At 68.9% G+C, this 12,409-nt stretch carries 10 protein-coding genes; all 10 read left to right on the top strand.

Features of this window, described 5'->3' with window-relative positions; translation table 11 throughout:
- Positions 1-15: 15 nt before the first annotated feature.
- On the top strand, positions 16-1,374 hold the full coding sequence (locus tag R9Z33_RS00560; protein ID WP_318649348.1) for an FAD binding domain-containing protein: 1,359 nt from the start codon (positions 16-18) through the stop codon (positions 1,372-1,374).
- Positions 1,374-3,662, top strand: a complete 2,289-nt coding sequence (gene xdhB / locus R9Z33_RS00555) for a xanthine dehydrogenase molybdopterin binding subunit (RefSeq protein ID WP_318649347.1) — start codon at positions 1,374-1,376, stop codon at positions 3,660-3,662. The genes R9Z33_RS00560 and xdhB overlap by 1 nt, the downstream gene beginning before the upstream one ends.
- Before the next feature lie 91 nt (positions 3,663-3,753).
- Complete coding sequence (locus tag R9Z33_RS00550; RefSeq protein WP_318649346.1) at positions 3,754-4,539, top strand: ABC transporter ATP-binding protein; 786 nt, start codon at positions 3,754-3,756, stop codon at positions 4,537-4,539.
- A complete protein-coding gene (locus R9Z33_RS00545) occupies positions 4,532-5,236 on the top strand; it encodes an ABC transporter ATP-binding protein (protein WP_318649345.1) in 705 nt (234 codons plus the stop codon). The genes R9Z33_RS00550 and R9Z33_RS00545 overlap by 8 nt, the downstream gene beginning before the upstream one ends.
- 56 nt (positions 5,237-5,292) lie before the next feature.
- A complete protein-coding gene (locus R9Z33_RS00540) occupies positions 5,293-6,528 on the top strand; it encodes an ABC transporter substrate-binding protein (RefSeq protein WP_318649344.1) in 1,236 nt (411 codons plus the stop codon).
- Between the two features lie 22 nt (positions 6,529-6,550).
- Positions 6,551-7,795, top strand: coding sequence for an ABC transporter substrate-binding protein (locus R9Z33_RS00535; protein ID WP_318649343.1), 1,245 nt, complete (start codon positions 6,551-6,553; stop codon positions 7,793-7,795).
- Positions 7,796-7,858: 63 nt separating this feature from the next.
- On the top strand, positions 7,859-9,106 hold the full coding sequence (locus tag R9Z33_RS00530) for an ABC transporter substrate-binding protein (protein ID WP_318649342.1): 1,248 nt from the start codon (positions 7,859-7,861) through the stop codon (positions 9,104-9,106).
- 63 nt (positions 9,107-9,169) lie between these two features.
- Positions 9,170-10,405 carry an ABC transporter substrate-binding protein gene (locus tag R9Z33_RS00525; protein WP_318649341.1) on the top strand — a complete coding sequence of 412 codons (1,236 nt, stop codon included), beginning with the start codon at positions 9,170-9,172 and terminating at the stop codon, positions 10,403-10,405.
- Positions 10,406-10,489: 84 nt separating this feature from the next.
- Complete coding sequence (locus R9Z33_RS00520; RefSeq protein WP_318649340.1) at positions 10,490-11,374, top strand: branched-chain amino acid ABC transporter permease; 885 nt, start codon at positions 10,490-10,492, stop codon at positions 11,372-11,374.
- A gap of 3 nt (positions 11,375-11,377) precedes the next feature.
- Positions 11,378-12,364 carry a branched-chain amino acid ABC transporter permease gene (locus tag R9Z33_RS00515; RefSeq protein ID WP_318649339.1) on the top strand — a complete coding sequence of 329 codons (987 nt, stop codon included), beginning with the start codon at positions 11,378-11,380 and terminating at the stop codon, positions 12,362-12,364.
- Positions 12,365-12,409: the final 45 nt, after the last annotated feature.

Genomic DNA, 12,409 nt, shown 5'->3' with positions numbered 1-12,409 from the left:
TTTATGCTGCACCGCATGAATGACGCCATCCGCCTCATCCTGAACGGGGTTTCGCGCGAATTGCCGCGCGAGACCCGCCCCACCACCACCCTGCTCGACTGGCTGCGCGCCGAGCACCTGACCGGCACCAAGGAAGGCTGCGCCGAGGGCGATTGTGGCGCCTGCACCGTGGTGCTGGAGGGCGCCGATGGCAGTCGCACCCCCATCAATGCCTGCCTCTGCGCGCTGGGCCAGCTGCATGGCCGCGCCGTCCGCACCGTGGAAGGCCTGGGCACGGAGCACCCCATCCCGCGCGCGCTGGCCGAGGCGGATGCCACGCAATGCGGCTTCTGCACGCCCGGCATCGTCATGTCCGCCTGGGCACATGCGGTGGAGGGCGGCGATGCGCATGAGGCGCTGGCCGGCAATCTCTGCCGCTGCACCGGGTATCGTCCCATCCTCGACGCCATGGCCGGCCTCGCCGCCGAGGAGGCCACGCCGCCCGCGCTGGGCCCCGCCACCAGCGCGCGCTTCGGCGGCTTCCACCTGCCCGCCACACTGGGCGAGGCGCTGGCCCTGCGCGCCGCCCATCCCGGCGCCTGGCTGCTCATGGGCGGCACCGATCTCGGCCTGCGCTTCTCGGAGCATCGCGAGCATCCGGCGGAGGTGATCTGCCTGCTGAACGTGGCGGAGATGCAGGGCATCACCCGCACGGCCGAAGGACTGCGGATCGGCGCCGCCGCCGCCTATGCCGAGCTGCTGGCCACCTGCCGCGCCGATGAGGATTTCGCTTCGCTCGCCCCCTATCTCGCGCGGCTCGGCTCGCGGCAGATCCGGGGGCTGGGCACGGTGGCGGGCAATCTCGGCACCGCCTCGCCCATCGGCGATGCCCTGCCCATCCTGCTGGCGCTGGAGGCGGAGGTGGAGCTGGCCGCGCCACACAGCACGCGGCGGATGCGCGTGGAGGATTTCCTCACCGGCTATCGCCGCAACGCCCTGGCGCCGGAGGAGCTGATCCTCGCCATCCATCTGCCGCGCCCGCCCATGGGCGGGCTGCTGGCGGCGGAGAAGCTCTCGCGCCGGCATGACCAGGACATCAGCGCCGTCTCGCTCGTCGCCTGCCTCACGCTGGAGGAGGGCGTGGTGCGCCGGGCGCGCCTCGCCTTCGGCGGCATGGCGGCCAAGGCCGAGCGCGCGCCGATGGCCGAGGCCGTTCTGGTCGGCCGCGTGCTGGATGATGCGGCGATGCGGGCCGCCGGCGCCGCGCTGCATTTCACGCCGCTCAGCGATGCCCGGGCCAGCGCGGATTATCGCCTGGAGGCCGCGCGCGGCTTGTTGCGCCGCGTGGCCCTGCGGCACACCCATCCCGAGGTGGCGGCCGAGGTGCACGCCTGATGGATGACGCGACGCCCCCGCTGCGCTTCGCCGGCCAGGCGCTGCGCCATGACAGCGCCCTGAAGCACGCGACCGGCCAGGCCCGCTTCCTGGACGACATGCCCGAGCCGTCCGGCACGCTGCACGCGGCCCTTGCCCTTTCGCCTGTCGCGCATGGGCGGCTGCTCGGGCTCGACACGACCGCCGCCGCCGCCATGCCCGGCGTGGTGCGGATCATCACCGCGGCCGACCTGCCGGGCGAGAACGACATCGCGCCCATCGGCAGCGGCGAGGCGATGCTGGCCGATGGCGTCGTCGAGCATCACGGCCAGTCGCTCGCCCTGGTGGTGGCCGAGACGCGGGACGCCGCGCTGCGCGCCGCCGCCGCCATCACGCCACGCATCGAGACGCTGCCGCCGGTTCTCAGCATCGAGGAAGGGCTCGCGCGGCAGGCGTGGATCATCCCGCCGCAGGTGATCCGCGAGGGCGATGCCGCCACGGCGCTGGCCGCTGCCCCGCATCGTCTGCAGGGTGAGTTCCATGCCGGCGGGCAGGAGCATTTCTACCTCGAAGGCCAGATCGCCCTCGCCATTCCCGGCGAGGATGGCGAGATGCTGGTCCATTCCTCCACCCAACACCCAACGGAGGGGCAGCACGTCATCGCGCGCGTGCTGGGCGTGCCCTATCACCGCGTCACGGTGCAGTGCCGCCGCATGGGTGGTGCCTTCGGTGGCAAGGAGAGCAATGCGAGCTGGGTGGCCGCCGCCGCCGCTGCCGCCGCCGCGCTGACCGGGCGCCCGGTGAAGCTGCGCCTGCCCCGCCGCGCGGACATGGCCGCGACGGGCAAGCGCCACCCCTTCCTCTATCGTTGGGATGTGGGTTTTGACGCCTCGGGCAAGCTGCTGGCGCTGGACGCGCTGCTGGCCGGCGATGGCGGACACAGTGTGGACATGTCCGGCGGCGTGGTGTTCCGCGCCGTCACCCATGCGCTGAACTGCTACGCCGTGCCGGATGTGACGCTGACGGCCTGCGCGGTGAAGACCAACCATGTCAGCAACACCGCCTTCCGCGGCTTCGGCGGCCCGCAGGGCGCGTTGCTGATGGAGGAGGTACTGGCCGCCATCGCCGCCCATCTGGGGCTCGACGTGGAGGAGGTCCGCGCGATCAACTTCGCCGACCGCACCCCCTATGGCCAGGCGCTGGAAGCTGGCCTCATCCGCCGCGTGCATGCGGAAGCCAAGCGCGATGCCGGCTGGGCGGAGAGGCAGGCCGAGATCGCCGCCTTCAACGCCACGCATCCCACGCTGCGGCGGGGCCTGGGCAGCTTCGTCTGCGCCTTCGGCATCAGCTTCGGCATCCCGCATCTGAACCAGGCGGGGGCCTTGGTGCACATCTACACCGATGGCTCCATCCGCCTCGCCCATGGCGGGACGGAGATGGGGCAGGGGCTCTTCATCAAGGTCGCGCAGGTGGTGGCCGAGGTGTTTTCCGTCCCTGTGGAGCAGGTCGGCATCAGCGCCACGACGACCGCCGAGATCCCCAACACCAGCGCCACCGCGGCCAGCACGGGCAGCGACCTCAATGGCTGGGCCGCGCATGCGGCGGCCACCACGCTGCGCGACCGCATGGCCGGCGTGGCCGCCGACCGCTTCGGCTGCGCGCCGGAGGAGGTGGTCTTCGAGAACGGGGCCGTCTTCCCCGCCAGGCCCGGCAGCAATGAACGCCTGAGCTTCGGCGATCTGGCCAAGCTCTGCTGGAAGGCGCGGGTCAGCCTCTCGGCCACCGGCTTCTACAGGACGCCCGACATCCATTGGGACGCGCGCGCCATGCGCGGCGAACCCTTCTTCTATTTCAGCTACGGCGCCGCCGTGGCCGAGGTGATCCTCGACACGCTGACCGGCGAGCATCGCTGCCTCTCGGCCCATCTCGTGCAGGATTGCGGCCGCAGCCTGAACCCGGCGATTGATCTCGGCCAGATCGAGGGCGCCTTCGTCCAGGGCCTGGGCTGGCTGACCAGCGAGGAGCTGTTCTGGGATTCCGAGGGCCGGCAGCGCAACCTCGGCCCCTCCACCTACAAGATCCCGGGCTCGCGCGATGTGCCGCCCCTGCTGCGGACGCGGCTGCTGGCGGGCGCGCCGAACCGCGCCGCCACCATCTTCCGCAGCAAGGCCGTGGGGGAGCCGCCGCTCCTGCTCGCCACCGCCGTGGTGAACGCCCTCCGGGCCGCGGCCGGGGTGACCCGCCTTGACCTGCCCGCGACGCCGGAGCGGGTTCTGCTCAATTTGCGGGCACAAGAAACCGGGACATGAATGCCGCTTGCAAGCCGCTTCCTGCCTCGCCATACAGGCAGCAAGGTGGCCCGCAAATGTGGCAACCCAGATATGCAGGGGACAGGTCCGGGTGAGCGATACGATCCTTGAAACGCAAGGGCTGACAAAGGAGTTCCGCGGCTTTCTCGCGGTGCAGGGCGTCAACCTTACCATTCGTCGCGGCACGATTCATGGTCTCATCGGCCCCAATGGCGCCGGCAAGACCACCTGCTTCAACCTGCTGACCAAGTTCCTGATCCCGACGCGCGGCAAGATCACCTATGACGGGCGGGACATCACCAACATGAAGCCGGCCGAGGTCGCGCGCCTCGGCCTGGTCCGTTCCTTCCAGATCTCGGCCGTCTTCCCGCACCTGACGGTGCTGGAGAATGTGCGCGTCGCGCTGCAACGGGCACGCGGCAGCAGCTTCGACTTCTGGCGTTCCGATTCGGTGCTCAAGCAGTTCGACGGCCGCGCCCGCGAATTGCTCGCCGATGTGGGCCTGACCGAATATGCCGAGCTGCAGGCAGGCTCGCTGCCCTATGGCCGCAAGCGCGCGCTGGAGATCGCGACGACGCTTGCCCTCGAACCCACCATGATGCTGCTGGACGAGCCCACGGCCGGCATGACGCATGAGGATGTGGACCGCATCGTGACGCTCATCAAGCGCGTCTCGAAGGGCCGCACCGTGCTGCTGGTGGAGCATAATCTCAAGGTTGTCGAAGGGCTTTGCGACAACATCACCGTCCTCGCCCGCGGCGAGGTCCTGGCCGAAGGGGACTACATGGCCGTCAGTCGCAATCCCGATGTGCAGGCCGCCTATCTGGGCACCGATCCGGCCTCGGTCGGCGTGCCGGAGAGCGCCGCCCATGGCTGAGCCCCTGCTGAAGGTCGAGGGCCTGGAGGCCTGGTACGGCGAGAGCCATGTCCTGCATGGCGTGGGCCTCGAGATCCACGAGGGCGAGGTCATCACCCTGCTCGGCCGCAATGGCGCGGGCAAGACGTCCACGCTGCGCGCCATCATGGGCCTGGTCGGGCGCCGCTCGGGCTCCATCCGCTATGAGGGGCAGGAGACGATCAACCTCCGCTCGGACCTGATCGCCCGTGCCGGCATCGCCTATTGCCCGGAAGAGCGCGGCATCTTCGCCTCGCTCGACGTGACCGAAAACCTGATGCTGCCGCCGGTCATCCGGCCGGGCGGCCTCTCGGTGGCCGAGATCCACACGCTCTTCCCGAACCTGAAGGAGCGCGCGCGCAGCCCGGGCACCAAGCTCTCCGGCGGCGAGCAGCAGATGCTCGCCATCGGCCGCATCCTGCGCACCGGCGCCAAGCTCCTGCTGCTCGATGAGCCGAGCGAGGGCCTCGCGCCGGTGATCGTGCAGCAGATCGGCCGCACGATCCGCGAGCTGAAGACGCGCGGCTTCACCGTGCTTCTGGTGGAGCAGAACTTCCGCTTCGCCCAGACGGTGGCCGACCGCCACTACGTCATGGAGCACGGGCATGTCGTGGACATGGTGCCGAATTCCGAGCTCATGTCCTCGCTCGACCGTCTGCACGAATACCTGGGCGTCTGACCCGGGATCATGAAAAAAACGTCCGATGAAAAAAATGACCACAGGGAGCTGAGACGATGACCGAAGCCACACGCCGCACCCTCCTGGGCGGCATCGCCGCTGCCCCCTTGGCGGCGGCACCGCTTTCCGCGCGCGCCCAGGCGGCCAACACCATCCGCATCGGCGTGCTGACCGACCTCTCGGGCACCTTCCGTGACCTGAACGGGCCGAACACCGTCGCCGCCACGCGCCTCGCCGCGCAGGAATTCGCGGGCCGCGGCTTCAATGTCGAGGTGGTGGTGGCCGACCACCAGAACCGCCCCGATGTCGGCGTGAACATCGCCCGCCAGTGGTTCGATCGCGAGAATGTGGACGTGGTGACGAGCCTCGCCGCCTCCTCCGTGGCGCTCGCCGTCTCCGACGTGGCGCGCGAGCGCAACAAGGTGGCGATCGCGACCTCGACCGCGACCTCGGATCTGACGGGCCGCGCCTGCAACGCGAACACCATCCATTGGGTCTACGACACCTATATGCTGGCCAAGACCAGCGGCCTCGCCACCGTGCGGGCGGGTGGCGACACCTGGTTCTTCATGACGGCGGACTACGCCTTCGGCCATGCGCTCGAGCGTGACACCTCGAACTTCGTGCGCGCCGCGGGCGGCCGCGTGGTCGGCAGCGTTCGCACGCCCTTCCCGGGCACGACCGACTTCAGCTCCTTCCTGCTGCAGGCCCAGTCGTCCCGCGCCAAGGTCATCGGCCTCGCCAATGCCGGCGTGGACACGATCAACTCCATCAAGCAGGCGGCCGAGTTCGGCATCACCCGGCGCGGCATCAAGATCGCCTCGCTGCTGCTCTTCATCACCGATGTCCATGCGCTCGGCCTGCAGGTCGCGCAGGGGCTGATCTGCGCCAACACCTTCTATTGGGACGCGAACGACCAGACGCGCGCGCTGACCCGCCGCATCCGCGCCCTGGCCGGCGGCGACACGCCGGTCGCGATGAGCCATGCGGGCGACTATGCCGGCACGCTGCACTACCTGAAGGCGGTGGCCGACATGGGCGTCGCCAATGCCAAGGCCAGCGGCCGTGCCACCGTCGAGCGCATGAAGGCGATGCCGACGCAGGACGACGCCTTTGGCGCCGGCAGCATCCGCATCGATGGCCGCAAGCTCCATCCGGCCTACCTCTACGAGGTGAAGTCGCCGGCCGAGAGCCGCTACCAGCACGACTACTACAAGCTGCTCCAGACCACGACGCCCGAGGAGGCCTTCCGCCCCCTCGCCGAGGGTGGATGCAGCCTCGTCCGAACCTGATCCACACCTACGGGAAAGCCACATGATCGAAAGCAGCCGCCGCAACTTCCTGACCGCCACCGGGTCTCTCGGCCTTGCCGCAGCGACCCCCATGACGGGCGCGCGCGCCCAGGCGGCCAATACCATCCGCATCGGCGTGCTGACCGACATGTCCGGCCCCTTCCGTGACATTTCGGGCCCGACCAGCGTGGTGGCGACGCGCACGGCGGTGCAGGATTTCGGCAATCGCGGCTTCAACGTGGAAGTGCTGGTGGCCGACCACCAGAACCGCCCCGATGTCGGTGTCTCGCTGGTGCGCCAGTGGATCGACCGCGACGGCGTGGACGTGGTGGTGGACGTGCCGAGCTCGGGCGTCGCGCTGGCGGTGAACTCCGTCATGCGCGAGCGCAACAAGGTCTATCTGAACAGCACCGCCGCGACGGTGGAGCTGACGGGCGGGCAGTGCAGCCCGAACACCATCCACTGGACCTACGACACCTGGATGCTGGCGCGCAGCACCGGCGGCGCGCTGGTGCGGGCCGGCGGCCAGAGCTGGTTCTTCATCACGGCGGACTACGCCTTCGGCCACAGCCTGGAAAACCAGACCATGGAGTTCGTCCGCTCCGCCGGCGGGCGCGTGGTGGGCAGCGTCCGCCACCCCTTCCCGGGCACGACGGACTACTCCTCCTTCCTGCTCCAGGCGCAGGCGAGCCGCGCGCAGATCGTCGGCATCTCCAATGCCGGCGTGGACGCGATCAACGCCATCAAGCAGGCGGGCGAGTTCGGCCTGATGCGGCGCGGCCAGCGCGTCGCGGGCCTGCTGGTCTTCGTGAACGACGTGAACAGCATGGGCCTGCAGATCGCCGGCGGCTCGGTCTGCACCGAGACCTTCTACTGGGATCTGAACGACCGCACCCGCGCCGTCAGCCAGCGCATCGTGGCCAACGGCACGCCCGGCGGCAACCGCCCCTCCATGGGCCATGCCGGCTGCTACAGCGCGACGCTGCACTACCTGAAGGCCGTGGCCGACATGGGCGTGGCCAATGCCAAGGCCAGCGGCGTGGACGTGATCAACCGCATGAAGGCCATGCCGACGGATGACGACGCCTTCGGTGCCGGCACCATCCGCCCGGATGGCCGCAAGCTGCACCCCGCCTACCTGTTCCAGGTGAAGACCCCGCAGGAAAGCCGCGGCGCCTGGGATTTCTACACACTGCTGCAGACCACGCCGGCCGAGGAAGCCTTCCGCCCCATGGCGCAAGGCAACTGCGCGCTGGTTCGTACCTGATCCATCATTTGCCGGGGTGAGCGGGCGCGAGACCCGCCACCCCCCTTACGGGAGCCTCGTTCCATGACTGACTTCAACCGCCGCACCCTTTTGACGGGCGCCGCCGCCACCGCCGCCTTCGGCGCCCTGCCGACCTGGCAGGCGCGCGCCCAGGCCGCGAACACCGTCCGCATCGGTGTGCTCAACGACCAGTCGGGCCTCTATCGTGACGTGAACGGCCCGGGCTCGGTCGCCTGCGTGCGCCAGGCGATCCAGGATTCCGGAGTGACGGCGCGCGGCATCAATGTCGAGGTGGTGGTGGGTGACCACCAGAACCGCCCCGACGTCGGCGCCACGCTGACCCGCCAGTGGATCGACCGCGACAATGTGGACGTGATCCTCGACGTGCCGACCTCCTCGGTCGCCCTCGCGGTGAACACCATCGTGCGCGAGCGGAACAAGATCTTCCTGAACTCCTCGGCCGCGACGAGCGACCTGACGGGGGCGCAGTGCTCGCCCAACACCATCCACTGGACCTACGACACCTACATGCTCGCCAAGAGCACGGGCGGCGCCATGGTCCGCGCAGGCGGCGACACCTGGTTCTTCCTGACTGCCGACTACGCCTTCGGCCATGCGCTGGAGCGCGACACCTCGAACTTCGTCCGCCAGGCCGGCGGCCGCGTGGTCGGCGGCGTGCGCACGCCGTTCCCGGGCACCGATTTCTCGGGCTTCCTGGTGCAGGCTCAGGCCTCGCGCGCCAAGGTCGTCGGCCTCGCCAATGCGGGCGGCGACACCATCAACTCCATCAAGCAGGCGGCCGAGTTCGGCCTCACGCGCCGCGGCACCAAGCTCGCGGCGCTGCTGATGTTCATCTCGGACGTGCATTCGCTGGGCCTCGAGACCGCGCAGGGCCTGGTCTGCACCGAGACCTTCTACTGGGACCTGAACGACCGCACCCGCGCCTTCACGCGCCGCGTGCTGCCCAACATGCCGGGCGGCTCGCTGCGCCCCGGCATGGGCCAGGCCGGCTGCTACTCGGCCGTCATGCACTACCTGAAGACGGTGGCCGAGATGGGCGTGCCCGCCGCGCGCGCCAGCGGCGTGGACACGGTGAACCGCATGAAGGCGCAGCCGACGGATGATGATGCGATGGGCCAGGGCAGCATCCGCCCCGATGGCCGCCGCATCCAGCCGAGCTACCTCTTCGAGGTGAAGTCCCCGCGCGAGAGCCGCGGCCCGTGGGACTACTACAAGCTGCTGCAGACCACTCCGGCCGAGGAGGCATTCCGCCCGATCGCCGAGGGCGGGTGCGCCTTCCTGCGCACCTGACCCGCAAACGGGGGTGAGCGGGCGCGAGACCCGCCACCTCCACCACCGAGGGAGTCAAGTTCCATGACCGAATTCAACCGTCGTAGCCTGATGGGAGGGGTCGCCGCCACGGCGGCCCTTGGTGCACTGCCGCGCTCGCGCGCCCGTGCGCAGGCGGCGAACACCATCCGCATCGGCGTCCTGAACGACCAGTCGGGCCCCTACCGGGACATTTCGGGCCCCTATGGTGTGCAATGCGCCATGCAGGCGGTGGCGGAATTCGGCAATCGCGGCTTCAACGTGGAGGTGATCAACGCCGACCACCAGAACCGCCCCGATGTCGGCATCAACATCGCCCGCCAGTGGTATGACCAGGGCGTGGATGTGATCGTGGACGTGCCCACCTCCTCGGTCGGCCTCGCCGTCGCCAATGTCGCGCGCGAGAAGAACAAGGCCTATCTCAACACGGGCTCCGCCACCTCGGACCTGACGGGCGCGCAGTGCAGCCCGAACACCATCCATTGGATGTACGACACCTACATGCTGGCGAAGTCCACCGGCGCCGCCATGGTGCGCGCGGGCGGCGACAGCTGGTACTTCATCACCGCGGACTACGCCTTCGGCCATGCGCTGGAGCGGGACACGGGCAATTTCGTGCGCTCGGCCGGCGGCCGCGTGCTGGGCGCCGTGCGCTACCCCTTCCCGGCGACGACCGACTTCTCGTCGTTCCTGGTGCAGGCGCAGGCCTCCCGCGCCAAGGTGATCGGCTTCGCCAATGCGGGTGCGGACACCATCAACAGCATCAAGCAGGCCGCCGAGTTCGGCGTGACGCGGCGCGGCACCAAGCTCGCGGCCCTTCTGATGTTCCTGCCCGACGTGCATTCGATCGGCCTCGACACGGCGCAGGGCCTGGTGCTGACCGAGAGCTTCTACTGGGACCTGAACGACCGCACCCGTGCCTTCACCGAGCGCATGCGCCCGCGCCTGCGTGACGTGGTGCCGAACATGGCCTCGGCCGCCAACTACTCCTGCACGCTGCACTATCTGAAGGCGATCGCCGACATGGGCGTGCCTGCGGCCAAGGCCTCGGGCGTCGAGGTGATCAATCGCATGAAGGCGATGCCGTGCGACGATGATGCCTTCGGCCGCGGCACGATCCGCGCCGATGGCCGCAAGCTCTGCCCCTCCTACCTCTTCGAGGTGAAGTCCCCGCGCGAAAGCCGCGGGCGCTGGGACTACTACAAGCTGCTGCAGACCACCCCCGCCGAGGAGGCCTTCCGCCCTCTCGCCGAGGGCAATTGCGCCTTCCTCCGCACCTGAGGACGGCGCCTTCTCCCCACTCGCGGCCGGCCCAAGCGCAACCCTCGGGGCCGGCCGCAAATGCATCCAGGAAACGGATTAGGCATGGAAGAGATTTTCGGCATCCCCACGCCGCTGCTGTTCGGGCAGCTGTTGTTGGGCCTCATCAACGGGGCCTTCTATGCGCTGCTCTCGCTTGGGCTCGCCGTCATCTTCGGCATGCTCAACGTGATCAACTTCACCCATGGCGCCCAGTTCATGATGGGCGCCTTCGTGGCCTGGATGCTGCTGAACTACCTGGGCATCGGCTACTGGGGGGCGCTGCTGCTGGCGCCGCTCATCGTCGGCATCACCGGCGTGATCCTCGAACGAACAATGATCGCCCGATTGTACAAGCTCGATCACCTCTACGGGCTGCTGCTCACCTTCGGCGTCGGCCTGATCATCGAGGGCCTGTTCCGCAATGAGTTCGGCTCCTCCGGCATGCCCTACCGCATCCCGCCCGAGCTGACCGGCGCCTGGGACCTCGGCTTCATGTTCATGCCGATTTATCGCGGTTGGGTCGTCGTCGTGGCCCTCGTCATGTGCCTGGCCACCTGGCTGGTCATCGAGAAGACCAAGATCGGCTCCTACCTGCGCGCCGCGACGGAGAACCCGGCGCTGGTCCAGGCCTTCGGCATCAACGTGCCGCGCATGATGACGCTGACCTACGGCGCGGGCGTGGCGCTGGCCGCCTTCGCCGGCGTGCTGGCGGCGCCGATCTACTCGGTGAACCCGCAGATGGGCGCCAACCTGATCATCATCGTCTTCGCCGTCGTCGTCATCGGCGGCATGGGCTCCATCCTCGGCTCCGTCATCACCGGCTTCGCGCTGGGGGTGATCGAGGGTCTCACCAAGGTCTTCTACCCGGAGGCATCATCCACCGTGATCTTCGTCGTCATGGCGATCGTGTTGCTGGCGCGTCCCGCCGGCCTGTTCGGGAGGAGCTGAGCGATGGCGGCTCCCGGCGGTTTCAGCGGCACCGACTTCAAGCAGGAGGAAGCCTTCCTCCTCGGCTTCACGAAGGCGCAGTTCCTGGCTTTCCTCGCGATGGTGGCATTCATCGCGATCAGCCCCTTCTTCCTCTATCCCGTCTTCCTGATGAAGCTCCTGTGCTTCGCGCTCTTCGCCTGCGCCTTCAACCTGCTGATCGGCTATGTCGGCCTGCTCAGCTTCGGGCATGCGGCGTATTTCGGCATGGGCGGCTATCTCGCGGGCCATGCGGCCAAGGTCTGGGGCTTCACGCCCGAGGTCGCGATCCTGATCGGCGGCGCCACCGGTGCCGTCCTCGGCCTCGTCATCGGCTGGATCGCCATCCGGCGGCAGGGCATCTACTTCGCGATGATCACGCTGGCCTTCGCGCAGATGGTGTATTTCTTCTGCGTCCAGGCACCCTTCACCGGCGGCGAGGACGGCATCCAGTCCATCCCGCGCGGCAAGCTGCTCGGCGTGGTGGACCTGACGGCCGACCTCACCATGTACTGGATGACGGCGGGCATCTTCCTCGCCGGCTTCCTGCTGATCCATCGCATCGTCCACTCGCCCTTCGGCATGGTGCTGAAGTCCATCCGCGAGAACGAGCCGCGCGCCACCTCGCTCGGCTACCGGACGGATGACTACAAGCTGATGGCCTTCGTTCTCTCCGCCGCGCTGGCCGGCGTGGCCGGTGGCCTGAAGTCCATCGTCTTCGGCATCGCGACCCTGACCGACGTCTTCTGGACCATGTCGGGCGAGGTGGTGCTGATGTCGCTGGTCGGCGGCCTTGGCACCATCTTCGGGCCGGTGGTCGGCGCGGCCGTGATCATCACCATGCAGAACTACCTGGCCGAGTTCGGCGCCTGGGTCACGGTGATCCAGGGCGTGATCTTCGTGCTCTGCGTGCTCGCCTTCCGGCGCGGCGTGGTGGGTGAAATCGGCAACTGGCTGCGCGTCCGCCTCTGAGCGCGCGCCACGGCGGAACAGCCCCGGGCCTCCCCTCCGAAGGGG

Origin of the sequence: Sediminicoccus rosea, from assembly GCF_033547095.1 — a bacterium.
GTDB lineage: Bacteria > Pseudomonadota > Alphaproteobacteria > Acetobacterales > Acetobacteraceae > Roseococcus > Roseococcus rosea.
Note: the sequence above shows the minus strand (reverse complement) of the source record. Positions and strands in the feature narration are given on the sequence as shown.

Bases quoted from the DNA above. Each gene is read 5' to 3' on its own strand.
- R9Z33_RS00560 (WP_318649348.1), top strand. From the start codon at position 16: ATGAATGACGCCATCCGCCTCATCCTGAACGGGGTTTCGCGCGAATTG.
- xdhB (WP_318649347.1), top strand. From the start codon at position 1,374: ATGGATGACGCGACGCCCCCGCTGCGCTTCGCCGGCCAGGCGCTGCGC.
- R9Z33_RS00545 (WP_318649345.1), top strand. From the start codon at position 4,532: ATGGCTGAGCCCCTGCTGAAGGTCGAGGGCCTGGAGGCCTGGTACGGC.
- R9Z33_RS00540 (WP_318649344.1), top strand. From the start codon at position 5,293: ATGACCGAAGCCACACGCCGCACCCTCCTGGGCGGCATCGCCGCTGCC.
- R9Z33_RS00535 (WP_318649343.1), top strand. From the start codon at position 6,551: ATGATCGAAAGCAGCCGCCGCAACTTCCTGACCGCCACCGGGTCTCTC.
- R9Z33_RS00530 (WP_318649342.1), top strand. From the start codon at position 7,859: ATGACTGACTTCAACCGCCGCACCCTTTTGACGGGCGCCGCCGCCACC.
- R9Z33_RS00525 (WP_318649341.1), top strand. From the start codon at position 9,170: ATGACCGAATTCAACCGTCGTAGCCTGATGGGAGGGGTCGCCGCCACG.
- R9Z33_RS00520 (WP_318649340.1), top strand. From the start codon at position 10,490: ATGGAAGAGATTTTCGGCATCCCCACGCCGCTGCTGTTCGGGCAGCTG.
- R9Z33_RS00515 (WP_318649339.1), top strand. From the start codon at position 11,378: ATGGCGGCTCCCGGCGGTTTCAGCGGCACCGACTTCAAGCAGGAGGAA.